At 65.3% G+C, this 24099-nt stretch carries 25 protein-coding genes; 12 read left to right on the top strand and 13 right to left on the bottom strand.

All coding sequences use genetic code 11. The features are described from left to right. Positions 1–103 precede the first annotated feature (103 nt). Positions 104–1411 carry a M20/M25/M40 family metallo-hydrolase gene (locus LL236_RS11895; protein WP_374198031.1) on the top strand — a complete coding sequence of 436 codons (1308 nt, stop codon included), beginning with the start codon at positions 104–106 and terminating at the stop codon, positions 1409–1411. Positions 1412–1425: 14 nt separating this feature from the next. Further along, a complete protein-coding gene (locus tag LL236_RS11900) occupies positions 1426–2250 on the top strand; it encodes an undecaprenyl-diphosphate phosphatase (RefSeq protein WP_228179068.1) in 825 nt (274 codons plus the stop codon). 25 nt (positions 2251–2275) lie between these two features. Here the strand turns inward: LL236_RS11900 and LL236_RS11905 are convergent, their stop codons facing one another. Further along, a complete protein-coding gene (locus LL236_RS11905) occupies positions 2276–3142 on the bottom strand; it encodes a PAC2 family protein (RefSeq protein ID WP_228179069.1) in 867 nt (288 codons plus the stop codon). A gap of 125 nt (positions 3143–3267) precedes the next feature. Between LL236_RS11905 and LL236_RS11910 the strand changes: the two genes are divergently transcribed. The 9 genes from LL236_RS11910 to lnt all read left to right on the top strand — a co-directional run bounded on the left by LL236_RS11910 (position 3268) and on the right by lnt (position 13270). Then, positions 3268–3951 (top strand): HAD family hydrolase, encoded by a 684-nt coding sequence (locus LL236_RS11910; protein WP_308017277.1) that lies wholly within the window; start codon positions 3268–3270, stop codon positions 3949–3951. Continuing rightward, positions 3948–4985 carry a tRNA (adenine-N1)-methyltransferase gene (locus tag LL236_RS11915; protein ID WP_228179070.1) on the top strand — a complete coding sequence of 346 codons (1038 nt, stop codon included), beginning with the start codon at positions 3948–3950 and terminating at the stop codon, positions 4983–4985. The genes LL236_RS11910 and LL236_RS11915 overlap by 4 nt, the downstream gene beginning before the upstream one ends. A 4-nt stretch (positions 4986–4989) precedes the next feature. Continuing rightward, positions 4990–5952, top strand: a complete 963-nt coding sequence (locus tag LL236_RS11920; RefSeq protein WP_228179071.1) for an FKBP-type peptidyl-prolyl cis-trans isomerase — start codon at positions 4990–4992, stop codon at positions 5950–5952. 123 nt (positions 5953–6075) lie between these two features. After that, positions 6076–7008, top strand: coding sequence for a helix-turn-helix transcriptional regulator (locus LL236_RS11925; protein ID WP_267189816.1), 933 nt, complete (start codon positions 6076–6078; stop codon positions 7006–7008). After that, the gene (locus LL236_RS11930; protein ID WP_228179073.1) at positions 7005–7982 is read left to right on the top strand and encodes a helix-turn-helix transcriptional regulator; all 978 of its coding nucleotides are present in this window, start codon (positions 7005–7007) and stop codon (positions 7980–7982) included. The genes LL236_RS11925 and LL236_RS11930 overlap by 4 nt, the downstream gene beginning before the upstream one ends. Positions 7983–8082: 100 nt before the next feature. Beyond that, entirely contained in the window at positions 8083–8352 is a 270-nt protein-coding gene (gene tatA / locus LL236_RS11935; RefSeq protein ID WP_228179074.1) for a Sec-independent protein translocase subunit TatA, read from the top strand. A 69-nt stretch (positions 8353–8421) separates the two neighbouring features. Beyond that, the gene (gene tatC / locus LL236_RS11940) at positions 8422–9183 is read left to right on the top strand and encodes a twin-arginine translocase subunit TatC (protein WP_228179075.1); all 762 of its coding nucleotides are present in this window, start codon (positions 8422–8424) and stop codon (positions 9181–9183) included. After that, the gene (locus LL236_RS11945; protein WP_228179076.1) at positions 9180–11669 is read left to right on the top strand and encodes a DEAD/DEAH box helicase; all 2490 of its coding nucleotides are present in this window, start codon (positions 9180–9182) and stop codon (positions 11667–11669) included. Before tatC ends, LL236_RS11945 begins: the two co-directional genes overlap by 4 nt. Before the next feature lie 50 nt (positions 11670–11719). Continuing rightward, positions 11720–13270, top strand: a complete 1551-nt coding sequence (gene lnt / locus LL236_RS11950) for an apolipoprotein N-acyltransferase (protein WP_228179077.1) — start codon at positions 11720–11722, stop codon at positions 13268–13270. A gap of 72 nt (positions 13271–13342) precedes the next feature. Here lnt and LL236_RS11955 read toward each other — a convergent pair whose 3' ends face one another. The 4 genes from LL236_RS11955 to LL236_RS11970 form a co-directional block, all read right to left on the bottom strand. Next, positions 13343–13726 (bottom strand): RNA polymerase-binding protein RbpA, encoded by a 384-nt coding sequence (locus LL236_RS11955; protein ID WP_228179078.1) that lies wholly within the window; start codon positions 13724–13726, stop codon positions 13343–13345. A 154-nt stretch (positions 13727–13880) separates the two neighbouring features. Continuing rightward, a complete protein-coding gene (locus tag LL236_RS11960) occupies positions 13881–14669 on the bottom strand; it encodes a glycerophosphodiester phosphodiesterase family protein (RefSeq protein WP_228179079.1) in 789 nt (262 codons plus the stop codon). After that, the gene (locus LL236_RS11965) at positions 14666–15595 is read right to left on the bottom strand and encodes an SPFH domain-containing protein (protein ID WP_228179080.1); all 930 of its coding nucleotides are present in this window, start codon (positions 15593–15595) and stop codon (positions 14666–14668) included. Before LL236_RS11965 ends, LL236_RS11960 begins: the two co-directional genes overlap by 4 nt. Next, positions 15588–16085, bottom strand: a complete 498-nt coding sequence (locus LL236_RS11970; protein WP_228179081.1) for an NfeD family protein — start codon at positions 16083–16085, stop codon at positions 15588–15590. The genes LL236_RS11965 and LL236_RS11970 overlap by 8 nt, the downstream gene beginning before the upstream one ends. A 101-nt stretch (positions 16086–16186) precedes the next feature. Here LL236_RS11970 and LL236_RS11975 point away from each other — a divergent pair, with 101 nt between their 5' ends. Continuing rightward, positions 16187–16987, top strand: coding sequence for an SDR family oxidoreductase (locus LL236_RS11975; protein WP_267189802.1), 801 nt, complete (start codon positions 16187–16189; stop codon positions 16985–16987). Between the two features lie 71 nt (positions 16988–17058). On the opposite strand, the gene LL236_RS11980 is transcribed toward LL236_RS11975, so the two are convergent. The 8 genes from LL236_RS11980 to LL236_RS12015 form a co-directional block, all read right to left on the bottom strand. Further along, positions 17059–17631, bottom strand: a complete 573-nt coding sequence (locus tag LL236_RS11980; protein WP_228179082.1) for an HdeD family acid-resistance protein — start codon at positions 17629–17631, stop codon at positions 17059–17061. Positions 17632–17730: 99 nt separating this feature from the next. Then, complete coding sequence (locus LL236_RS11985) at positions 17731–18516, bottom strand: AEC family transporter (protein ID WP_228179083.1); 786 nt, start codon at positions 18514–18516, stop codon at positions 17731–17733. A gap of 426 nt (positions 18517–18942) precedes the next feature. Next, complete coding sequence (locus LL236_RS11990) at positions 18943–19608, bottom strand: HAD family hydrolase (RefSeq protein ID WP_045245711.1); 666 nt, start codon at positions 19606–19608, stop codon at positions 18943–18945. Next, the gene (locus tag LL236_RS11995) at positions 19598–20671 is read right to left on the bottom strand and encodes an ABC transporter ATP-binding protein (RefSeq protein ID WP_045245710.1); all 1074 of its coding nucleotides are present in this window, start codon (positions 20669–20671) and stop codon (positions 19598–19600) included. Before LL236_RS11995 ends, LL236_RS11990 begins: the two co-directional genes overlap by 11 nt. A gap of 20 nt (positions 20672–20691) precedes the next feature. Beyond that, complete coding sequence (locus LL236_RS12000) at positions 20692–21612, bottom strand: extracellular solute-binding protein (protein WP_228179084.1); 921 nt, start codon at positions 21610–21612, stop codon at positions 20692–20694. Further along, positions 21609–22688: an IS30 family transposase gene (locus LL236_RS12005; RefSeq protein ID WP_445241960.1), complete on the bottom strand. Its 1080-nt coding sequence runs from the start codon at positions 22686–22688 to the stop codon at positions 21609–21611. The genes LL236_RS12000 and LL236_RS12005 overlap by 4 nt, the downstream gene beginning before the upstream one ends. Further along, positions 22574–23218, bottom strand: coding sequence for an extracellular solute-binding protein (locus LL236_RS12010; protein ID WP_228179086.1), 645 nt, complete (start codon positions 23216–23218; stop codon positions 22574–22576). The genes LL236_RS12005 and LL236_RS12010 overlap by 115 nt, the downstream gene beginning before the upstream one ends. An 81-nt stretch (positions 23219–23299) precedes the next feature. Continuing rightward, the gene (locus LL236_RS12015; RefSeq protein WP_228179087.1) at positions 23300–24091 is read right to left on the bottom strand and encodes a carbohydrate ABC transporter permease; all 792 of its coding nucleotides are present in this window, start codon (positions 24089–24091) and stop codon (positions 23300–23302) included. Positions 24092–24099: the final 8 nt, after the last annotated feature.

The raw sequence follows: 24099 nt of genomic DNA on the forward strand, positions 1-24099 counted from the left end.
CGGCTTCGCAACCGAAGATCGACATTATCACGTCCGCGGCACCGCCGATAATCGCAGGAGGTCCCGACCCGAAACATTCGCGTCGTCTGATCGCGGTAGGTTGGTGGCCGTGTCGCATACCGAATCGGATCTCCCCGAAGTCGTCGTCGTCGCCCGGGACCTCATCCGTTTCGACACCACGAACTGGGGTGGGGGACAGGCCCGCGGCGAACGCGAAGCCGCAGAATACGTAGCCGACTATCTTCGGAAGCTCGACCTGACGCCCGAGATCTACGAACCGATCGACCGGCGAACGAACGTCGGCGTTCGCATTCCGGGTGCGAACCGCGACAAGCCCGCGCTTGTTGTCCACGGGCACCTCGACGTCGTGCCAGCTGTCGCTGAGGACTGGTCGGTCGACCCCTTCGCAGGAGAGATTCGCGACGGGATGCTGTGGGGACGCGGCGCGGTCGACATGAAGGACATGGACGCCATGATCCTCACCTCTGTCGCAGACATCCTGCGCAGCGGGCGTCAGCCAGCGCGCGATCTCGTGGTGACCTTCTTCGCGGACGAAGAAAACGGCGGCGGCGAGGGCTCCGCCCTGGTCGTTCGCGACCACCCGGAGTGGTTCGCTGGCGCAACCGAGGCCATCAGCGAGGTCGGCGGTTACTCGATCGACCTCGCCGGTCGCCGCGCCTACCTCCTGCAAGTCGGCGAGAAGGCGCTGGTCTGGATCCGCCTCATCGCCCGCGGCCGGGCCGCTCACGGCAGCGCCTTCCACGAAGACAACGCCGTCACCCGCCTCGCCGAGGCCGTCGCCGCGCTCGGACGCACGGCCTGGCCGGTGGAACTGACCGCGACGACGGAACGGCTGACCCAACGGATCGCCGAACTCACCGGCCAGGCATCGGATGACCCTGACGCGGTGGCCGCGGCGGCAGGGCCGGCGTCGAGATTCCTACGCTCCACCATCCGCACCACGACGAACCCGACCGCCCTCACCGCCGGGTACAAGCACAATGTCATCCCGGACCGCGCCGAGGCGTTGATCGACGTGCGGACCCTTCCTGACGGCGAGGATGGTGCCCTGCGCGCCATCCAGGACATCGTCGGGCCGGACATCGAGATCGAGGTCGTCCACCGCGACATCGGTCTCGAGGTGCCCTTCGAGGGCGAACTGGTCGATGCGATGGTCGCTGCCCTCGGGCGACACGACCCGGGCGTTCCGGTCCTCCCGTACCTGATGAGCGGAGGCACCGACAACAAGGCACTGGCTGAACTCGGCATCCGAGGCTACGGGTTCGCGCCGCTGCGGCTTCCGGCGGATCTGGATTTCACCGGTATGTTCCACGGCGTTGACGAGCGAGTCCCGCTCGACTCGCTCGTCTTCGGTCAGCGCGTGCTGACCGACCTGCTGTTGTCTTACTGATCCGGAAGGCATCCATGCTGCTGGAAGCAATCATCCTCGGCCTCGTGCAGGGGCTCACGGAGTTTCTGCCGGTCTCATCGAGTGCTCACCTGCGCATCCTGGGCGAATTTCTTCCGAGCGCTGAGGACCCGGGTGCAGCCTTCACCGCCATCACCCAGATCGGTACCGAGGCGGCGGTCGTCGTCTTCTTCTGGCGCGATATCGTGCGGATCGTCTCACGCTGGTCGCTCGCCCTCGTCGGGAGGGCGCCGCGGAATGATCCCGACGCCCGCATGGGCTGGCTCATCATCATCGGATCGGTGCCGATCGTCGTGCTCGGGCTGCTCTTCCAAGATCAGATCGAGACGACGCTCCGATCGCTCTGGCTCGTCGCCGGAATGCTCATCTTCTTCGGCGTACTGCTGGGCATCGCCGACCTCGTGGGTGCGAAGCGGCGAAAACTAGACCAGCTCACCCTGGGACACGGCGTCATCTTCGGGTTCGCGCAAGCTCTCGCCCTGGTCCCCGGAGTCTCGCGGTCTGGCGGCACGATCACCGCCGGACTGTTCCTCGGTTACGAACGCGCGGCTGCAGCCCGGTACGCCTTCCTCCTGGCGATCCCTGCGGTCTTCGGCAGCGGCTTCTATCAGTTGTTCAAGAGCTGGGACGAGCAGGGGCCGTTCACCCCGATAGAGACTGCTGCTGCCACCGGTGTGGCCTTCATCGTCGCGCTCGGCGTCATCGCCTTCTTCATGAGCTGGATCTCCAAGCGCAGCTTCCTGCCGTTCGTGGTCTACCGGGTAGCCCTCGGGGCGACGTTGCTCGTGCTGCTGAGCATGGGCGTCATCCAGCCCTACTGACTCGGGTGAGCGGGGCCGAAACGGGTCAGGGCTTGCGAGGCTCGTCGCGTCCACCGCGACCGGGCCCGTCGCCGCGACGACGAAGGTACTTCTCGAACTCTTGCGCGATGGCATCCCCCGACGCTTCCGGCGAGTCCCACGTGTCCCGCGTGCGTTCGAGCTGGTGGATGTACTCCGTCATCTCCTCATCGTCGGCCGCCGCAGCGTCGATGGAGGCCTCCCACGTGCGTGCCTGAGCGGGAAGGTCGCCGCGGTCGAGCTTCGCGCCCGTGATGTCTTCGAGCCGATCGAGCAGCGCCAGGCTCGCCTTGGGTGAGGGAGTGTGGCCGGCGACGTAGTGCGGGACGCTGGCCCACAATTGCGCCGCCGGGATGCCGGCAGCCGTCGCGACGTGCGAGATCACACTCAGGATGCCGACGGGGCCCTCGTAGGAGCTGCGCTCAAGTCCCAGGGACGTCCGCACCGGTTCGCTCTCGCTACCCGCGAAGACAGAGATCGGACGAGTGTGCGGAACATCCGACATCATCGACCCCATCGCAACGAACCCGGTGATGTCTTCGCGCAGGGCGACATCGACAAGTTCGGACGCGAAAGCCTGCCATGCTCGCGCCGGCTCGACCCCCGTGAGCAGCCAGAGCTGCGTGCCCCGCGTCGCGCGGGTGGGACGGTGAATTGTCGTCTCTGGCCAGGTCAGCTCGCGGGCGCCATCCGCGGTCGTGCGAATCTGGGGACGCGTGTACTGATAGTCGAAGTACAGTTCGGGATCGACCGAGTAGACAGTCTCGTAGCCGCCGGAGTCGCGCAGATGAGCGACCGCCGAGGACGCTGCTTCACCCGCGTCGTTCCAGCCGTCGAATGCGGCGACGAGAACCCTGCGTCCCAGTCCCTCCACGTGACCTCCTCAGGTGGCGATCCATCCAGAATAGGATGCCGCTGTCGGGCGGGTGCGAGAAACGTCGAGGTCGGGGGGAGCCGGCAGCGGGCAATCGTCAACGAGGCCGTCGGTAGCATGGTCCGGTGACTGCGCCACCCGCCCTCTCCGCCGTGCTCTGGGATATGGACGGCACGCTCGTCGATACGGAACCGTACTGGATTGCCGCTGAGACGCCGCTCGTTGAGAGCTACGGCGGCTCCTGGACTCACGAGAAGGCGCTCTCGCTGGTCGGGCTCGCCCTGGAGGATTCTGCGCGGATCCTGCAGGGAGAGGGAGTGCGAATGTCCACCGGCGACATCATCGAGCACCTCACCAGCGAAGTGATGCGCAGCATCTCGCGGGACGGCGTTCCCTTCCGACCGGGCGCGCGCGAGCTTCTTGCCGACCTGAAGGATGCCGGCCTGAAGACCGCGTTGGTGACGATGTCGATGCGACGGATGGCCTCCCATATCGCCGAGCTCATCGATTTCGACGCATTCGACCTCGTCGTCGCCGGCGATGACGTCACCCGCCCGAAGCCGTATCCGGATCCGTATCTCCAGGCGTGCACATCGCTCGGCGTAGAACCAGCCGACACCGTGGCGATCGAGGACTCGCCGAACGGGCTGCGCTCCGCTGTAGCCGCGGGATCGGTTGTTCTGGGCGTTCCCGCGATGGTCTCGCTCGAGGGGGCCGGTGCCCACGCCGTCTGGCCCACACTTCACGGGGTGACAGCTTCGGACCTCAGCGAGCTTCACCGCGCACACCGAAAGGTCGGCGCCGCATGAGCACCACACCACGTCTGTCCGGTCCGTTCCGCGTGGGCGACCGTGTCCAGCTCACCGGTCCGAAGAACCGGCTGCACACGATTACGCTTCGCGAAGGTGGGGAACTCCACACGCATCACGGGGTGCTGCCTCATTCGACCCTCATTGGGATCCCGGACGGCTCGGTCGTCGTCAATAGCGCCGGCCACGAGTACCTCGCGCTGCGCCCCCTGCTGCGTGATTTCGTGATGTCGATGCCGCGTGGCGCCGCGATCGTGTATCCGAAGGATGCGGCGCAGATCCTCTCCGAGGCTGACGTGTTTCCGGGCGCCGTCGTGGTGGAAGCCGGCGTCGGCTCTGGCGCGCTCTCGCTTTGGCTGCTGCGCGCGATCGGCGACGCCGGGCGACTGGTCTCGTTCGAAAGACGGCCGGAGTTCGCCGAGGTTGCGCAGGCCAACGTCGAGACCTTCCTCGGTCACCGCCCGGCATCCTGGGACGTTCGTGTCGGCGACCTCGTGACTGAGCTGCCGACGGCCGTCGAACCCGGAACGGTAGACCGCGTCATCCTGGACATGCTCGCCCCGTGGGAGTGCATCGACGCCGTTGCGGAGGCCCTGACCCCGGGCGGGGTAGTCCTCTGCTACATCGCGACCGCCACGCAACTGAGCCGCGTAGCCGAGTACATCCGCAACACCGGCCTGTTCACCGAACCCGACGCGAACGAGACGATGGTGCGAGGCTGGCACGTCGAGGGCCTCGCCGTTCGCCCAGACCACCGAATGGTCGCGCACACGGGCTTCTTGCTGTGGGCTCGACGCCTCGCGCCCGGCGCTGTCGCGCCCGAGCGGAAGCGGCGTGCCTCGAAGAGCAGCTACGGCGACGAGGATGTCGAGCTGTGGACTCCCGGTGCCGTCGGTGACCGTCAGATCACCGACAAGAACCTGCGGAAACGAGTTCGCGAAGCGCAGAAGGCGGCTGACGGTGCCCGCCAAGCCGCCACCGGCGGCGGCCCTGTGACGGTCGACGAAACGGCTGAGCCTGACCACCTAGACTGATCCGGTGCGAAAGACACCCGCCTTCCTCGCGATCCTCGGACTGACAGCTGCCGGACTCGTCGGTTGCTCGACAAGCCCAGCCGACGGGTGCGCTCGTGTCACCGATACCGACCCCGCAGCGACCGATCTCGTGACAGTCACCGGTGAGTTCGGCGAGGCGCCCGACGTCGAGGTCTATACCCCGTTCCAGGTGGATGAGCTCGCATGGACCGACCTCACGCAGGGGGAGGGGACGCCGATCATCACGACCGACCAGATGGTCATCCTCGACATGGTGGTCCTCAACGGTCAGACCGGTGAGCCGGCCGTCGCCACCTCCTACGACGTGACGCTCGAGAACGTTTTCTCGATGTCGCGGTGGATCGACACCCTGCCAGGGCTTGAGGATTCTCTTCACTGCGCGCAGGAAGGGGACCGCGTCGTTGTCGCCCTACCGGCAGATGCGATCAACCCGGCTGCCGCGACGCAGATCGGACTCGAAGAGGGGGGTTCGGCTGTCGCCGTTGTCGATGTGCGCAAGGTCTACCTGCCGAAGGCGGACGGTGCTGACCAGTTCACCGACTCCAACGGGCTGCCTTCGGTGGTCCGGGCACCGAACGGACGGCCCGGCGTGATCGTCCCGGACGCGCCAGCGCCGACCGAGCTTTCGATTCAGACCATCAAGAAGGGCGACGGCGAGGTCGTCACCGGCGAGCAGCCGGTTCGCGCCCACTACACGGGTCTGCTGTGGGACACGCGTGAGGTCTTCGACACGAGCTGGGACGGCGATCCGGTCTCGTTCGATCTGACCGCGGTCGTGCCGGGCTTCGCCGCGGCTCTCGAGGGTCAGACCGTCGGATCCCAGGTTCTCGTCGTGGTGCCGCCGGACCAGGGGTACGGCGATGCCGGTCAGGGGCCGATTCCCGGCGGAGCGACGCTGGTGTTCGTCATCGACATCCTGGGGCTCGATCCAGAGCCGGCCTCCTGAGCGAAATCGCCCACGGCAAGAGAGGATGCCGCCCATCGCGGACCTAGGATGAGGGGCGTGCCCTCGAAGTCCACTGTGCGCATCCCGCCCGAGGAGCGGCTTGTCAACCTCGTGGTCGCCCTGATGGCGACCGAGCAGGGCCTCACGAAGGACACGATTCTGTCGTCGGTGTCGGGCTACCGCGAGCAGTCGGAAGCCGGCACGTCGAAGGACGCGCTCGAGAAGATGTTCGAGCGCGATAAAGAGAGCCTTCGTGGACTCGGTGTCCCGATCGAGACGATCGGTGACCGTGCCGATCCCGACGATCTTCGCGAGGCTCGCTACCGCGTACCGACCGCCGAGTACGAGCTGCCTGCCGATATCGAGTTCACGCCGGCCGAGCTCGCTCTGCTGAACCTGGCCGGAGGCGTGTGGAGCGAAAGCTCTCTGTCGGCGGATGCGCGCAGCGGCCTACGCAAGATTCGCGCGCTCGGCATTCCGGTCGAGGATCCGATCCTCGGATACTCGCCGCGGATCAGTCTGCGCGAACCGTCGTTTGCGCCCCTGCAGCGGGCGATCGAGGACTCGCGAATCGTGAGCTTCCGATATATGCGGCCCGGAAGCGCTGCGCCGCGAGTGCGGCGGCTGCAGCCGCTCGCGCTCGTCGAGTTCGAGGCTCGGTGGCACGTATACGGTCTGGATCTCGACCTGGACGCGCCTCGCACCTTCCTTCTCACGCGCATCGTCGATGACGTCGTGATCAGTCGAACCGTCGGAGACCCCGCGCTGCGCGAGGGTGCGGGTGCCCGCGCGCTCGACGGGCTGCGCGAGCTCGCACAGCGGCAGAGGGCACTGGTGGAGATCGACCCCGGGACCGAGGCGTGGTTGCGCCTCTCGCGTCGCGCGGAACCTGCGGCGCAAGGCTGGTGGGTGCCGTACGTGGATCTTCACGTCTTCGCCGACGAGCTGGCATCGTACGGTCCGGAAGTCCGTGTCGTCGAACCGGATGACGTCAAAGCAGAGGTCATTCGGCGGCTTCGCTCTACTCGGGATGCGCACAACGGAGGGAACGGATGAGCGGCTCGTCGATCGCGACCGACCGCGCAGCACTGCTCCTGCAGTTGGTGCCATACCTCATCTCCAAGGGCGAGGTGTCAGTGGCCGAGGCTGCAGACGAGTTCGACGTCACCGCGGAGCAGATGCGCACCATGGTGCGCGGCCTTACCGTCATCGGGCTGCCCGGAGACTCCGGCTATTGGCAGATGGCGAACGAGCTCTTCGACATCGACTGGGACCTGCTGGACGAGCGGGACCTCATCGCGATCACGAACTCCGTGGGTCTCGAGCGGGCGCCACGACTGACCGCCCGCGAAGCTGCTGCTCTGCTGGCGGGACTGCAGCTTGCGGCCACGATCCCCGGCGTGGGGGATTCGCAGTTGTATACCGGGCTGCTGGCGAAACTCGCGCGCGGCGCGTCTCGCGCACCTGCTGCCGTCGTCGTTGCATCGGAGCCGGTCGATGCGGTTCGCCGTCTCGTAGCCGACGCTCTCGGTCGTCGGGTCGCTGTGAGCTTCACCTACAAGACTCCCGAAGGGTCACCGACGACACGCACGGTCGATCCCGTCAAGGTTCTGATAGCCCAAGGGCAGTGGTATCTCCAGGGCTGGTGCCATCTGCGAGAGGCGATGCGGACCTTCCACCTTGACCGCGTGAGCGATCTCGCCCTGACCGACATCCCGATCACGCACGGGCAAGAAACCGTACCCGGCTGGTTCGCCGACACCGGCGACGATGCAGCGGGCGACGTGAACGTGACCTTCGAGTTCCCGGCATCCGTCGCCCCACTCTTGGGTGACTACCTCGATCGAGCGACCGTCACTACCACGGCGGGGGTGAGCACCGCACGGATGCGGGTGGCTGATGTGCTGAGCCTGCGACGACTTGCAGCACGTCGCGGGGGAGACGTGCGGATTCTCGCGCCGACAGGCGCCCGCGAAGCGGCGCGGGAGTGGGCTGAGGCGGGCCTCGCCCAGTACCCCGAGCAGACATAAGAAGACCAAAACAGGGATATGGATGGTTCTCAGGCCAGGTTCCGGTACCGGTGAGCGGCACCGGGGTAGACTGCAGAAACCGCAATCGTGAGGAGACCCCATGGGGAACGCATTCGGGTGGCCGCACCTGCTGATCATTCTCGCGGTGATCCTGTTGCTGTTCGGCGCGGCGAAGCTGCCCGCGCTGGCAAAGAGCCTCGGCCAGTCCGCCCGTGTCTTCAAGGGCGAGATGAAGGCCATGAAGGACGACGACTCCAAGGATGCCGCGAAGCCCGACGTCGCAGCGTCCGAAGCCGCTGACTCGTCCTCGACGGGTTCTGCTGGCTCGTCGCAGGCCGCGTCATCCAGCGGCCGAGATTCCACAGCCTGACCCGGCCGCGTGGCGACCAGTTCCCTGCCGGAGGTAGGAGAGCCCGACCGGCCGCGCCGTGACCGGAGGATGTCTCTCGGGCAACATCTGATCGAGTTGCGCAAGCGGCTCATGATCGCTGCCCTCGCGCTCGTCGTCGGCATGGTGGTGGCGTTCATCATCACCGATCCGATCATCCGGCTGATTACGATTCCGATCGCAGATGTGGCGGCCATGCGTGGCGAGACCGACAAGGTCGAGGTGATGTTCACGACGATCACCGGTCCGTTCGATCTCCGCATCCGAATCGCTTTCGCGACCGGTCTTCTGATCTCTGCACCGGTCTGGCTGTGGCAGATCTGGGCTTTCATCATGCCGGGACTCACAAGGAAAGAAGTCGGCTACACGGCGGGGTTCGTCGGGGCAGCTGTTCCGCTGTTCTTCGCGGGGACTACCGTGGGGTGGCTCGTGCTCCCGCACGTCGTCGAGATCATGGCGACCTTTGCTCCAGACCAGACTTCCCTGTTCTACGACGCAACGTACTACTACGACTTCGTCTTCAAGTTCCTCCTTGTGGTCGGGGTTTCTTTCGTCCTACCCGTCTTCCTCGTTGCTTTGAACGTCGCGGGGGTGATCTCGGGCCGCGGCATTCTCAAAGGGTGGCGGGTTGCAGTGCTGGTGGCTACCCTCTTCGCGGCGGTTGCAACACCCGCAGCTGACGCCGTGTCAATGCTGATGTTGGCAGGCATCCTCGTCGTGCTCTTCTTCGCGGCAGCCGGTGTGTCGCTACTGTTCGACCGACGCAAATCCAAGCGCGACGCAGCCCTGCTGCCGCCTGAGGCGACGGGGTGAGTGCTCCAAGCCCAGCGGAGCGATTTGCGCGGGCCGAAGCAGCCCGTGCGTATCCGGTCACGGCGGCGTTCGCCGACGATCAGCGTTTCGATCTCGATCCGTTTCAGATCGCCGGATGCCACGCGCTCGAGTCGGGGCGAAGCGTGCTCGTCGCTGCGCCCACGGGGGCGGGAAAGACCATTGTCGGCGAGTTCGCGATTCATCTGGCGATGCGGGAGCCCTCCGACAAGGCGTTCTACACGACGCCGATGAAGGCGCTGTCGAACCAGAAGTTCCGCGAACTCGTCGATGTCTATGGGCCCGATGATGTGGGGCTTCTCACCGGAGACACCAACATCAACGGAAATGCTCGCGTCGTCGTGATGACGACCGAGGTGTTGCGCAACATGCTGTACGCGGGCTCACCGGCGCTCCGCGACCTGCGCTATGTCGTCATGGACGAAGTCCATTACCTCGCCGACAGGTTCCGCGGTGCAGTGTGGGAAGAGGTCATCATCCATCTGCCGCCGGCGGTGCGTCTCGTTTCGCTGTCGGCGACGGTCTCGAACGCCGAAGAGTTCGGTGATTGGCTCGACACTGTGCGCGGAGACACCGACGTCATCGTCTCGGAGACACGGCCGGTTCCGCTCGAACAGCATGTTCTGGTGCGCGGCGACCTTCTGCCGCTGTTCGACGATCGCGCCGGCATCGCGACGGCGCAGGTGAACCAAGAGCTCATGCGCATCCGCTCGTTCAAGGGCCCGACCTACGAGAACAATCGGCGCGCTCAGGCTGGCCGCAGTGCCGCAATGTCAGGAAGTCGCGGCCGTGACGGCCAGCATCGCCGCCCCCACAAGGGCGGTCAGCGGCCGGTGAGATCGGCGAATGCACAACGGATCGAACGGCTCGATCGCCCCGAGGTGATCGAACTCCTCGCGCGATCGAATCTGCTCCCCGCCATCTTCTTCATCTTCAGCCGCGCCGGCTGCGATGCCGCGGTGCAGCAGGTTCGCCGGTCCGGAGCCCGCTTCACGACACCCGAGGAGCGGGCGGAGATCCGGGCGATCGTCGAGGAGCGCACCCGAACCCTGCTCGAGGAGGATCTGGCTGTCCTCGGATTCTGGGAATGGCGCGAGAACCTTGAGCGGGGAGTCGCCGCACATCATGCGGGTCTTCTGCCGGCGTTCAAAGAGGTCGTCGAAGAGCTCTTCCAGCGCAAGCTCGTGAAGGTCGTGTTCGCCACCGAGACCCTCGCGCTGGGGATCAACATGCCGGCGAGAACTGTCGTGCTCGAGAAGCTCGAGAAGTTCAACGGCGAAGCGCGGGTCGCGATCACCTCGGGCGAGTACACACAGCTGACCGGTCGAGCTGGACGCCGGGGGATCGATGTCGAAGGCCACGCCGTCGTCCAGTGGACCGAAGGACTCGACCCGCAGGCCGTGGCAGCACTGGCATCCCGCCGCACGTATCCGCTGAACTCCAGCTTCCGGCCGACCTACAACATGGCGGTCAACCTCATCGACCAGTTCGGCAGAGCACGGGCGCGCGAGATCCTGGAGTCCTCGTTCGCCCAGTTCCAGGCCGACCGCGCTGTCGTCGGCCTTGCCCGGCAGGTGAAGGATGCCGAAGAGTCGCTCGCGGGCTACGCCAAGGCGATGAGCTGCGACAAGGGCGACTTCGCCGAATACTCCGGCATCCGTCGCGAGCTGAGTGATCTCGAGAAGCTGAATCGCAAGGACGCCAATGCTTCGCGCCAGACGCGCGACAAGCGCCAGCGCGAGATCAGTGAGCTGCGGAGGCGCATGCAGCGGCATCCGTGCCACCAGTGCCCCGACCGTGAGCATCACGCCCGCTGGGCAGAGCGGTACTGGAAGCTGAACCGCACCGTCGAACGACTCCGTGGCCAGATCGACGCGCGCACGGGAACCGTCGCGCGGGTCTTTGACCGCATCGTGGATGTTCTGGCCTCTCTTGATTACGTGCGCGTGGATGCAGACGGAGCGGCGACGCTCACGGCCGCTGGTCGCACAATGCGCCGGATCTACGGAGAGCGTGACTTGCTCGTGGCCGAGTCACTGCGCCTGGGCCTGTGGGACTCGCTGGACGCGCCGTCGTTGGCCGCCCTGGCCTGTGCTCTGGTCTACGAGCCGCGCCGGGACGAACCGGGGGAGCGGGCGCTTCCCCGCGGCGCGTTCCGCGAGGCTCTCGCGCAGACCCTCGACCTCTGGCAACGCCTGGACGATCTCGAACGCGACTCGCGGCTGCCCGGGTCGGAGCCGCCGGCAGCGGGACTCGCGCTCGCGATGCACTCGTGGGCAAAGGGGATGCCGCTGGATCGCGTGCTTCGCGAGGCAGACCTTGCCGCCGGCGACTTCGTCCGGTGGGCCAAGCAGACGATCGACCTTCTCGACCAGATGTCGCTTGTGGCCGAACCCAGCCTTGCCACGGTCGCGCGGCGGGCGCTCGATGGTGTTCGTCGCGGGATCGTGGCGTACTCGTCGGTGTGATCGCCGAACCTTCAGCCGCACCATAGCCGTCCGAATGTAGGCTGGTCCTCATGCCCGAACCGTCGAGCGCCACGCAGAGCCGTACCACCGGTGTCCGTGCGCTGTTGCCCTTGTGGGCTGCGGTATTGGTGGCAGTTGCTGCCGGGCTCATCCTCGATCTGGCGTACCCGTCGGTGGGCTGGTGGCCGTTGGCTTTCGTCGGTGTCGGACTCTCGCTTGTGGCGCTCATTGGGCGCAGCGCCTGGGGCGCGCTGCTGGTCGGGTTCATCTTCGGGATCACGTTCTATCTCGTCCACATCGTGTGGCTGAACCGCTACCTCGGCGTCATCCCGTGGTTCGCCCTGGCGGTCGCGGCCACCATCTACGTCGCGCTCGGCTCCGTGCTCATCGCGTTGGCATACCGGTGGATGCCGAGAGCAGCCCCCGGTCGGTGGGCTCAGCTCGTCCTGACACCGCTGCTGATAGCCGGGCTGTGGACACTGCGGGAACTCGTGACCGGATCCTGGCCCTACACAGGGTTCCCGTGGGCGCGGATCGGGATGAGTCAATCCGAGAGCCCCCTTTCACACCTGACCTCGTGGATCGGCGTGACGGGCCTGTCGTTCCTGATGGTCGCCTTCACCGCCGGGACCATCGAGTGGCTGCGACTGCGCCAGTGGTCGGATGTGCGCACGGCGCTGCCGGTCGCAGGGCTGGGGATCGCCCTGCTCGTCACGCCGCAGTTCCCGACCACCCCGGCGGGCACGATGACCGTGGGAAGTGTGCAGGGCAACGGTCCCTCCGGATACTTTGACGCGCGACAGCGAAACGACATCCTGAACGCGCAGCTGTCGGCATCCACTGACCTGATCGGTCAGGACATGGATGTGCTGCTGTGGCCCGAAGGCGGGATCGACTCGGATCCGATGACCAACGCGACGACTGCGGCGGTTCTGGACGGACTGTCGGAGGCGGCGGATGCTCCGCTTCTTGTCAACGCCGCAACAACGCGGGGCGACCTGACCTACAACACCTCGATGCTGTGGGAAGCGGGGGAGGGCGCCGTGCAGTATCACGACAAGACTCACCCGGTTCCCTTCGGCGAGTACGTGCCCGACCGGTGGTTCTACGAGATGATCGTTCCCGATCTGATCGGGCTCATCGGCCGGGAGTACACACCAGGATCCAATCCGCCGTACGTCGATATCGATGGCACAGGGGTGGGGCTCGCTATCTGTTTCGACGTGATCTATGACGACGTCATCCATGACGGCGCGCGAGACGGCGCCGAGGTCTACATGTTCCAGACCAACAACGCCGACTTCCGCAACACCGACGAGAACCTGCAGCAACTCGCTTTCGCGCGCACGCGCGCTATCGAGACCGGTCGTTCGGTCGTGAACATCTCGACAGTCGGCACGAGCCAGGTGATCGGCCCCGACGGTGCGACGATCGATTCTCTTCCCGCCGATGAGGCCGGAGCGATGCTCACCGATGTTCCGCTGCGGACCGGCCTGACCCCGAGCATCGTGATCGGCGGCTCACTGGGCATGGCGATCGCGATTCTTAGCATTGCCGGTCTGATCGCCAGCGGAGTCGTCGCGAACCGCCGCCGGACATGAAACGGGACCGATCCGTGATCGGACCGGTCCCGTTTGTTGCACCGCTTCGTAAGCCGTCGCGGTGGGCGTCTGTCAGGCGCTGAGCTTGTCGACCGTGACGTCGTCGCCGGCGCCTCGGCGTGAGCGAACGAAGGCGAGGCGCTCTTCGAGCAGCTCCTCGAGCTCCGGGATCGTGCGACGCTCGAGAAGCATGTCCCAGTGCGAGCGGGGGGCTTTGACGTCGCCGTGGTCGACGGTGACGGTCTCGCCGTCGACCCGCAGCAAAGCCTCGGCGCCGCAGGTGCGGCATTCCCAGGTCTCGGGGACCTCGGCGTCTGCCGCGAAGGTCATGGTGGTGTCACGTCCACAAGACGTGCAGGAGTAGCTGAATTGTGCCCGCTCATGAAATACGACGCCGTCCTCGCTCTGTAGGCTGGAGGCGCCGAGTCGCATGCCGCGGAGGCTGCGGTCTGCCATTGTGTGGTCCTCTCGTCGCTGTTCAGGTATAACGCTCTCAGCTGGGCAGATCATCCATGCCGACCCGCAGATGAGAGCATTCTCAGCCGATCTTCAGCGGGGGAGGAATAGGCGCAACGCCGACCTGGGGTGCGGCGCCGTCAGCGCCGCCGACTCAGGGGTGACCCGGCGCGGGTCCGAGAGTCGTGAGCGCGACGTCTACGCGATCTGTGACGATGCCGTCGACGCCCATGCCGACAAGCCGGCTCATGTCTGCGGGATCGTTCACTGTCCATACGTGGACTTCGACCCCGTGACGGTGAGCGGCTTCAAGCAGCCGTGGCGTCACCACCCGCACCGGTCCCTGACGCTCCGGGACCTGCAGCGCGTCGATGCCCGCGAGCGATGATGCGACCAGCCGCGGCGACCGCGCGACGAGGCCCCAGAGCAGCCGGGCGATGGTCTCGCGACCCGCCGATGTTGCAGGTGCCACCGCGCCGGTGGGTGCGTGACGAGCTGCGGATGCTACGGCTGCGCGGCGGCGGGTGTCCGCAAAACTCGTCAGGAGCACGCGCTCACCATGACCGGCCACGAGCATGCCGACGGCGTCAGCAGCGCCGGGCGCCTTCACGTCGAGGTTGAACCTCACGGTCGGGAAGTCTTCGAGCGCGGTGCGCAACGTGATCAGTCCGCCGCGATCTGCCATCAAGTCAGTCAACTCTGAAAGCTCGACGTCAACGACACGTCGAGGATCGCCCGTCACCCGACGAAGATCCGCGTCATGGAACAGCACGACCTCGCCGTCCCGGGTGAGATGACAGTCGGACTCGACGTAGGTCGCGCCAGCGCGCTTCGCCGCGGCAACCGATGCATAGGAGTTCTCCGCAATCGCTTCGTCAACCGTCAGCCCCCGGTGCGCAAGGACGCGCGGGTATGGCGCGTCGAGGAAGTACGGGTGGGTCACGCCTGCTCGTCAGGTGCAGGCTTTGCGGCCTCCCGCGCCCCGAACGCACCGGACACACCCTTGAGTGCCTCGGTGAACTCGCTCGGAATGATCCAGAGCTTGCTCGACGCGCTGTCGCTGATCTTTGGAAGCGTCTGCAGGTACTGGTAGGCGAGCAGCTTGTCATCCGGATTGCCCTCGTGGATGGCGTTGAACACCGTGGCAATCGCCTCAGCTTCACCCTGCGCACGCAGGATCTGGCCCTGCTTTTCGCCCTCGGCGCGCAGGATCTCGGCCTGACGTGCGCCCTCAGCCTGCAGGATGGCCGACTGCTTCGTGCCCTCTGCGGTGAGGATCGCCGCACGACGGTCTCGCTCGGCGCGCATCTGCTTCTCCATGGAGTCCTGGATGGACACCGGGGGATCGATGGCCTTCAACTCCACCCGCGACACTCGGATGCCCCACTTGCCCGTCGCTTCGTCCAGAACGACCCGCAGCTTCGTGTTGATTTCGTCACGACTCGTCAGCGCCTCCTCGAGGTTCAAGCCACCGACGACGTTTCGCAACGTCGTCGTCGTGAGCTGCTCGACTGCGCCCAGATAGTTCGCGATCTCGTAAGTGGCCGCACGGGCGTCAGTCACCTGGAAGTAGACGACCGTGTCGATCGAGACGACGAGGTTGTCTTCCGTGATGACCGGCTGCGGGGGGAACGAGACGACCTGCTCGCGCATGTCGATCAACGGCCGAACGCGGTCGATGAACGGGACGAGGAGGTTCAAGCCGGGGGAGAGGGTCTTGTGATAGCGGCCGAGGCGCTCCACGACGCCGGCTGTGGCCTGCGGAATGATCCGGATCGATCGGAAGATCACCACGACCACGAAGATCGCAATGACAAGCAGCAGGACGATGACAAAGATCTGTCCCGCGAACGCGCCGATGTCAATCATGTTCCACGGTCCTTTCTGTCGATGGCCGGGGCTCCGGAGCTACTTCGACGGCCGCGCCTCGCACCGCAATGACGCTGACGGACTGTCCAACGCTCGCCTGGGCATCCGTGACGCCCGCGCTCAGTCGTGCCGTCCACGTCTCGCCGTTGTCGAGCTTCACCTCACCCGCACCCTGCACGAACGCGCGGGTCACGCGCGCCGGCATCCCGACGAGTGCATCGACGTTCGTGAGGACGACGGGCGAACTTCGATGCAGCGCCCGCAGCAGGAGTGGGCGAATCGTGAACAGGAGAAGCGCTGATGCGATCGCGGCGAGGCCGATTTGCAGCCACCACGGGCCGCCCAGCAAATTCGTTCCCAGGCCCCCGATGAGAGTTCCGGCGGCGAGCATGAGGAATGTGAACTCAAGGGTGAGCAGTTCGATGATCACGAACAGGACTGCCAGAGCGAGCCAGAGGATCCACAGATACTGCGTGAGATCGGGCAACATCCGAGTCTCCTTCCTCTTGGACTGACCCTATCAACGCAGGGCGCGCAGCGGACCGGTTGGTAGGGTCGGTACGCGCGCCATTCCGGTGCCGCCCCCGGCCGATGCGCCACCGTGCAACAGGAGCAACAGTGACCGACATTTCCACCCCGATCGCCCCCGGAACCCTGCGCGGCAAGACCGCACTGGTGACCGGCTCGTCGCGCGGAATCGGTGCCGACACCGTCCGCTATCTCGCAGCCGCGGGGGCCAACGTCGTCATCAACTTCCGCAACAAGGCTCCCCGCGCTGAGAGGCTTGCCGCTGAGGTGCGGGAGCTGGGTGTCGACGCTCTCGTCGTGGGAGCGGACCTCACCGATCCAGAGTCGGTCGCGGCAATGTTCGCTGCCGTCGAGGAGGCCTTCGGAGGCCTGGACATCCTCGTCCTGAACGCATCCGGTGGCATGGAATCAGGAATGGCGGAAGATTACGCCCTGCTGCTGAACCGAGACGCTCAGGTCAGCGTGCTTGAGACGGCAGTGCCGCTTCTTCGGGGCGACGCACGGGTGGTCTTCGTGACCAGCCACCAGGCGCACTTCATCCGAACGACCCCGACCATGCCCGAATATGAGCCGGTCGCGCTGTCCAAGCGTGCCGGCGAGGATGCGCTTCGCGAGCGGGTGCCCGCGCTCCTCGAACGCGGCATCGGGTTCGTCGTCGTCTCCGGCGACATGATCGAAGGAACCATCACCGCAACGTTGCTGGAGCGTGCGAACCCCGGAGCTATCGCGTCGCGTCGCGAATCAGCCGGCAAGCTCTACAACGTTTCGGAGTTCGCTGCCGAGGTCGCACAGGCCGCTGTGGACCCGATCCCCGCGGACAACACGCGGCTCGTCGGCGACACGAGCTCTTTTGTGGGGGAGTAGTCCGCACTGCATCCATTCACAGCAGAAGGCCCCGGGAAATCCCCCGGAGCCTTCTTCACTGATACGAGCAGTCAGACGCTCTTCTTGCCGAACGTGAAGGCACGCACGATCTGGATGATGCCGAGCACGACGAGCGAGACTCCAATGAGGATGAAGGCCAGCCACACGAGGATCACTGCTCCCCAGAGGGGGGAGAAGAGCAGGACGAGGCCCGCGATGAGACTGACGATCGCGAAGAAGATCGTCCAGCCCTTGGAGGCGGCGTCGCCGAGTGTGGTCAGAGAAACAACACCTTCGACGATCCACATGATGCCGACGAGGATCGCCATGAAGACTGCGAGCCATTCGGTGGTCTGCGCGAGATTGAACAGAGCGATTACGCCGGCAGCGATGAAGAGCAGGCCGAGCAAAATGTGACCGACGCGCGCCCACGCTCCCTTGCCCTTCGAGAAAATGCCGAGGCCGCCGTAGACCAGTCCGCCGACGATGGCGTAGATGGCGATGATCGCGGTCACGGCCATGGCCGCGCGGCCCGGCCAGACGAGGATCAGGATTCCGACGATGAGCGAGAGGACACCGGCGATGCCGAGCGCCGTGCGGACGCCGTTGATGGCCTCCTTGGCGACGGAGCTTTCGGTTGACATGGCGTTCCCTTTCTGGGAGTTAGCTGAGAGCTTGCGTTCTCAGCGTAGCGTTCTTCCGGCCGGACTTCGGGGGAGTGGGAGGGGCATGTCGGCCCGAGATCACCCGAAAAGGACGAGCGCGCCGATCAGCACCGGGATGCACCCGATTGTTGTGAGGAAGACAGTGTCACGCGCGACGGTTTCCGCGACGCCGAAGCGCTGAGCGAAGTTGAAGACATTCTGTGCGGTCGGGAGGCTTGCCAGGACGACCACGGTGAGCGTTTCGGGCGCCGGCAATCTGAACACGATGCTCGCAAGCACCCAGGCCAGCACCGGCATCAGTATCAGCTTGAACGCGGTAGCCAGGATCACCTCGCGGCGGTGACCGCCGGCGGCGAGAACCCGCTGGCCATGGAGAGACATCCCGTAGCTCAGAAGGAGCACCGGGACGCATGCTGCGGCGAGGAAGTGTAAAGGCTCCGTGACGAGTGACGGGAGCTGAAGCCCCGTCGCCGCCACGATCGTTCCGGCCACCGATCCGATCACGACCGGGTTCGTCACAGTGCGTAGCGCGATCTTTCCGAGGTTCCGAGTCTGCGCGGTGACGCTTTCGAGGATCGCCATCGAGATCGGTACGAGGACAAGCAGTTGGAACAAGATGACGGGTGCCGGGAACGCGGCCGATCCCAGGAGATAGAGCGACAGGGGGATCCCGATGTTGTTGGAGTTCACCTGACCGGCCGCGAGCGCGCCGATGAGCGTGTCTCCCACGGGCCGTCGCCACAACAGGCGGGAGATCGTTGCGTAGAGGCCGATGACGATGATCGCCGTGATCGCCGAGACCGGGAGAAGTGCCGAAAACAGGGTTGCGATATCGGCTTCGGAGAGGACCACAAACAGCAGCACGGGGGAGAGGTGTGGACTTGAACAATAATTGGCGGCGTTCTGTGATCGCTATTTGGCGTCATCGGCTACCAGGGAGTCATCAACCGCGACTGAACCCGGCAGAAGTCCCAGCCAAGGCGCCGGGCGATAGAACGTCGCTCTGAATCTTCCGAGGCTGCGTAAGACCTCGGCCGCTGTCTGTCCGCTGTGCATGAGGCTTCGGGCATTGCGTATTGGGCTTTCGGTGATGATTCGCGGGCGAGCGCGTCGAGCGCCGAGAATCATCTATCTTGATAAATTAGTTCGAGACGAACGCTGACACTGCTTTTGGAATTCGAACGACATGAACGACCGAAGGTCGATTTACGAGCAGGCATCTCTTCAGCACGACGGGAACTGGTGGAGCAAAGCAGGGCCGATGTTGGAATCTGCTTCCGCTGTGGCTACTCAGCCTACGGCGAGTCCCGCGGCCACGAGGTCGGGCAGGCCGCGCGCGGCAAGCGTTTCCCAGATTTGGTAGTCGTCACTCGGCGCGATCGCGCCAGAGCAGGGTACAGCTATCACGTTCAAACCCGCATCGCAGGCGCTGCGCAGCCCGGCGGGAGAATCCTCGATGGCGACCGAGCCGGATGTGGGCAGATCCAGCCGTTTGAGGGCGAGCACGTACGGATCGGGGGCTGGCTTGTGCCTGGTCACCATGTTCGCCGTCACGATTTGAGCGAAATAGGGTCGTGGTAGCTGTTCCAGGATGTCGATGACATTCATCTCGAGCGACATCGTCACCAGAGCCTGCCGGACGCCATTCTGGTGCGCAGTCTCGAGCATTTCTAGAGCCCCAGGCCGCCACAGGACTCCGTCCTGGCGATTCAGGGTTCGCATCCGTTCAGTAAGTGCCGAGGTGAGCGAGCCTAGCGTGCCTGCCGCTCCGCGTTCCCTCAGCATGCCTGCCAGCATCGGGATAGCACGACCGGAGATATCCACCGGTGACGGCCTCCACTCTTTAATACCCGATTCCTCAGCGATCTCCCAGCAGACGGCCGCCCATCGTTGCTCGCTGTCGATCAGGGTCCCGTCGAGGTCCCAGAGCAGGGCGCCTCCGGACTCAGCGGACACGCGATAGCGATCGCTCGATGCGGCGGCCGGTCTCAGCGTCGAAGAGCTGCGCGTCCTCGTCGCCGAAGCTCAGCGACACGGAGTCGCCTCGACGCACGCGCACGCTCTGGTCGGTACGGACTGCGAGTCTGACATCGCCGACCGTGACCTCCAGGATCCGGGTGGAACCTTCGAAGATAGTGGTGTGCACAATGGCAGTCGCATGGTACCGGCCCGTGCTGTCGATTCGCACGTGCTCCGGACGCACTCCGACCCTCACCTCTCGGGCGGTGGTGCGCTCCTCAACGTCACCGAAGATAGTGCGGTAGCCGCCATCGACTGCCGTTCCAGGGAGAAGATTCATCGGAGGAGACCCTATGAAGCCCGCAACGAACACCGTCGCCGGCTCGTTATAGATTTCATCGGGCGTGCCAATCTGCTCGAAGCATCCCTTGTTGATCACGGCAATCCGGTCGGCCAAGGCCATGGCATCGCTCTGGTCATGCGTGACGTGGATCGACGTCGCCCCCGTCGTCCGCATCAGATCGGCGATTTCCTGGCGCAGCGCGATGTGCAGCTGGGCATCGAGCCCGGACAGGGGCTCGTCGAGTAGCACCAAGCGAGCCTGCCGGGCGAGAGCTCGGGCGAGGGCGACTCGCTGCCGCTGGCCCCCCGACATTTGCCGGGGTTTACGGTCGAGTAGATCCTCGATATCCATCCGCTTCGCGAACTCCAGACCTCGCTGACGCGCCGCGGCACGATCCAGACCCAGGCCGTGCCGAAGGCCGAGGGTGATGTTCTCGAGCGCGCTCATGTGGGGGTAGAGCGCGAAGTGCTGGAAGACGATGGCTACATCGCGTTCGTGGGGCGGGAGATTCTGCTGGGGTTTCCCTCCGATTAGCACGTCGCCGGAGTCAAGCGCCTCGAGTCCAGCCACAATGCGAAGCAGGGTGGACTTCCCCGATCCAGAGGGCCCGAGGATGACGAGGGATTCACCGGCGGCGACCTCGATTGAGACGTCGTTGACCGCGGTTACGCCGCCGAATTGTTTGACTAGATGGCGAAGGGAAACCTCAGCAGACATGTTCGTGCTCCTTTGTTTGTTTACTTCGTGAGTGCGCTGATGCGATCGGCGGTGCTGGGAACGACGTCGTTGACGTCTTCGCCCTGGTCGACCATCGACTGCACCATGTCCTGCAGGTACTGGTTGGTGCGTCCAAGGTTTTCGCCAGCCCAGCCAGATCCGGCAACCGGGGTGCCCTCGTATCGCCAGGCGTAGCCGAGCGGGCCGTCGGCCTCGGGGCGCTGGAGCAGTTCGGCTTTGGCCTCGGTGTCGACCGGGATGTAGCTATTGGCCAGCGAGCTCGTCAGGATGACCTCAGGGTCGAGCATGGCGCCGATCAGCTCGTTGCTGAACGCAGCCCGGCAGGCATCGTCGGAGAGCACCATCCAGCCGTTACCACCCGCGGGGAGCTTCGCGGTGCCGCCGTCAGGGATCGGCATGTCCGAGATAGTCCAGTCGAACGAGTCGCCGATGCTGGCAGCCACGCTCGCGCCCACGGCGGGCGTGGCAAAGAAGTAGGCCACGTTTCCCTGCGTGAACTGGGCGATCGAGTCTTGCCAGCTCACCTGGTCTTCGAGCTTTTCGTCGCCGATGGTCTGATAAATCTTGAGCGCTGCCCGCCCTTCCTCGCTGTCGAAGCCCGCGGTGCCGTCCTTGTTTACGAACGTGCCGCCACCACTGCCGACGAAGGCCTGGACAAACCACCAGGCGATGTTGTCACGAGGGATCTGGATCGGGGTGGAGACGTCCGTCTTTTCCTGGATGGCACGCGCGTCCTCGAGGACTTCAGAGTGGGTGGTCGGCAGTGCGTCGATGCCAGCGGACTCGGCGAGGGTGGTGTTCGTGTAGAGCACGGGCACCGAGATCTGGAAAGGAGCGACGTAAGTCGTACCGTCGACCGTGCCGACGCTGAGATAGTCCCGGTCGTAACTGTCGCGGAGCGAATCAGTGGGCGGATTCAACCGGTGGTCGCAACGAGTTCCGCGAACTTCTCCGATGGTGTCAGATAGCCGAGTGTCTTGCGTGGTCGACCGTTGAGCGAGTCCTGGATCGCGGTCAGCTCAGCGCGGGTGACGATGCTCAGATCGGTGCTCTTCGGCAGGTACTGGCGTAACAGCCCGTTGGTGTTCTCGTTGCTTCCGCGCTGCCACGGGGAGTGCGGGTCGCAGAAGTAGATCGGGATGCCGGTCGCTGTGGTGAACTCGGCGTGCTTGGCCATCTCGGCGCCCTGATCCCAGGTGATCGTCCGCGCCAGCGACGCCGGAAGCGCGGTGATCGCCTCGCGCATTGCGGCCTCCACCTTGTCGGCGCTCTTCCCGTCGGGCAGGTGCAGCAGAAGTGTGAGGCGGGTGCTGCGTTCGACGAGGGTTCCCACGGCGCTGCGACTGTTCTCGCCGAGGATCAAGTCGCCTTCCCAATGCCCCGGCACGGCACGGTCTTCGACCTCTGCGGGGCGCTCGCTGATCATCACCATCCCTGGCAGCCGGCCCCGCCCGTCCGTCGCGGTCCGCGACTTCCGTGCCGCCCGCCCCGACCGCAGGCAGCGGGCGAGCTCGCGGCGCAGCTGCCCGCGTCCCTGCACGAACAGGGACTGGTAGATCGTCTCGTGACTCACGTGCATCTCCGGGTTGTCGGGATGCTCCAAACGTAAGCGCGCGGCGATTTCCTGCGGCGACCACAGTTGCTCCAGCTGCGTCGTGACGACCTCGAGCAGCCGTCCACTGTCGAGCTTGAACGGCTTCGGTCGGCGGGCCTGCTCTCGTGCGTCCTCGTGCGCCCGCCACGCCGAGTACTCCTCCCGTCCGCCGCCGCGCTTGACCTCGCGGCTGACCGTCGACACCGCGCGTCCCAGGGCACGCGCGATCGCAGTAAGCGTGTCACCGCGGGCGAGGCCGACCAGGATCTCCTCACGGTCGAAGACCGTCAGATGCCCCTCGCGCGGCTCCCAGCCGAACGGCTTCCCGTCGAGGTGACGGCCCTCCCGCGCCATGCGGCCGACCATCGGCGCCGTACAGCCGATCTCGCGGGCGATATCGATGAGCCGCCACCCCTTCGAGTGGAGACGGAGCGCGAGCTGCTTCTGCTCACGACTGAGATGACCATGTTTGCCCTGCAATCGATGCCTCCCGAGATCAGCGCCTGCTTCATCTCACAGCACCCGTTGCGTTGACCGGTTGAATCCGCCGTGTCAATCGCCTGTGGGCTGTATTTCTCCACCCAGAATTTGAGTTGGTCCAGGCCAAGCATGATCACGTCGGGACGGGATCCAGCGGCGATGTCAGCGACGACCTGCTGCGTGAGTTCGTCGTAGCTGGTGCCCTCGGGAGCAGCCTTGAGGTTGACGGTTAGGCCTGAGTACTTCTTCTCCAGCGTCTCCTTGCCAAGCTCGGCGGCGGCTTGACCTTGGCTGGCGTATTGGGCGGAAATGGTGACGCCGCTCGGATCGCAGGAGCTGACGTCGACCTGCGCGCTCGGAGCGGTCTCCTGGGCGGCCGAGCAGCCGGTCAGGGCGAGTGTGGAGGCAATGAGGCCAGCGCCAAAGGCGAGAGCTCTTCTGGGTACGGGCATGGGGATACTCACAATCTGTGCGGAGGAATGAAGAGGTGGTGAGGAGGTGGATAACGGGAGGTATTTGCGAGGCGTTGGACGTCAGCCCGGGAGTTCGCCGCCGGCTATGCCGCTGACGAACTTGCGTTGGGCCACGATGAACAGCACCACTATCGGCAGGGTCACGAGCAGGGCTGCCGCGGCAAGTTCGCCGTAGGAGGTGCCTGTCTCGGCCTGTTGGAACACTGATAGTGCGAGAGGAGGTGTGTAGAGCGAGCTGTCGCGCGCTACCAACAAGGGCCACAGATAGTCGTTCCAGTGCGTAAAAATCGACAGCACCGAGAAGGCCGCGATCGATGGCATCGACGTCGGGACGACGACACGCAGCAGGGTGGAGAACACGCCGAGGCCGTCGGCCTTCGCGGCCTCGAGCAGTGCGTCGGGGATCGTGACCATGTATTGCCTGAGCATGAAGATCCCGATGGCGCTCGTTGTGAAGGGCAGGACGAGGGCGGCGAAGGTGTTTGCGAGCCCCACCGAGCCGATTCCGAGATAGAGCGGAAGCGCGATGGCCTGGGTGGGGATCAGGAGGCACGCGAGCACGATCGCGAAGGCAGCATCGCGGCCACGGAAGCGCAGCTTGGCAAAGGCGTATGCCGCGGGTATGACCGTCACGAGCTGTGCGGCCAGGATGCCAAGGGTGACGAGTGCGCCGTTGAGCATGGCTTGGCCCAGGTTCGCTTGGTCCCAAGCGCGGGTGAAGTTGCCGAGGTCTAGGGATTCGGGAAGCAGCTGCAAGCCATCGAGCACGGCCTCGTCGGCAGGAGAGACCGACATGCGAAACATCCAGACGACGGGAAATACCGAGATCGCGGCGAATACGGTGACCGCCACAATCTGAA

The sequence above is a fragment of the Microbacterium schleiferi genome (assembly GCF_020781975.1).
GTDB lineage: Bacteria > Actinomycetota > Actinomycetes > Actinomycetales > Microbacteriaceae > Microbacterium.

Excerpts from the sequence above, each read along its gene's own strand:
- LL236_RS11975 (WP_267189802.1), top strand. The coding sequence starts at position 16,187 with ATGCGCCACCGTGCAACAGGAGCAACAGTGACCGACATTTCCACCCCG.
- LL236_RS11970 (WP_228179081.1), bottom strand. The coding sequence starts at position 16,085 with ATGTTGCCCGATCTCACGCAGTATCTGTGGATCCTCTGGCTCGCTCTG.
- LL236_RS11980 (WP_228179082.1), bottom strand. The coding sequence starts at position 17,631 with ATGTCAACCGAAAGCTCCGTCGCCAAGGAGGCCATCAACGGCGTCCGC.
- lnt (WP_228179077.1), top strand. The coding sequence starts at position 11,720 with ATGCCCGAACCGTCGAGCGCCACGCAGAGCCGTACCACCGGTGTCCGT.
- LL236_RS11925 (WP_267189816.1), top strand. The coding sequence starts at position 6,076 with ATGGCGACCGAGCAGGGCCTCACGAAGGACACGATTCTGTCGTCGGTG.
- LL236_RS11930 (WP_228179073.1), top strand. The coding sequence starts at position 7,005 with ATGAGCGGCTCGTCGATCGCGACCGACCGCGCAGCACTGCTCCTGCAG.
- LL236_RS11995 (WP_045245710.1), bottom strand. The coding sequence starts at position 20,671 with ATGTCTGCTGAGGTTTCCCTTCGCCATCTAGTCAAACAATTCGGCGGC.
- LL236_RS11965 (WP_228179080.1), bottom strand. The coding sequence starts at position 15,595 with ATGATTGACATCGGCGCGTTCGCGGGACAGATCTTTGTCATCGTCCTG.
- LL236_RS11900 (WP_228179068.1), top strand. The coding sequence starts at position 1,426 with ATGCTGCTGGAAGCAATCATCCTCGGCCTCGTGCAGGGGCTCACGGAG.
- LL236_RS11955 (WP_228179078.1), bottom strand. The coding sequence starts at position 13,726 with ATGGCAGACCGCAGCCTCCGCGGCATGCGACTCGGCGCCTCCAGCCTA.
- LL236_RS12010 (WP_228179086.1), bottom strand. The coding sequence starts at position 23,218 with ATGCCCGTACCCAGAAGAGCTCTCGCCTTTGGCGCTGGCCTCATTGCC.
- LL236_RS11915 (WP_228179070.1), top strand. The coding sequence starts at position 3,948 with ATGAGCACCACACCACGTCTGTCCGGTCCGTTCCGCGTGGGCGACCGT.
- tatC (WP_228179075.1), top strand. The coding sequence starts at position 8,422 with ATGTCTCTCGGGCAACATCTGATCGAGTTGCGCAAGCGGCTCATGATC.
- tatA (WP_228179074.1), top strand. The coding sequence starts at position 8,083 with ATGGGGAACGCATTCGGGTGGCCGCACCTGCTGATCATTCTCGCGGTG.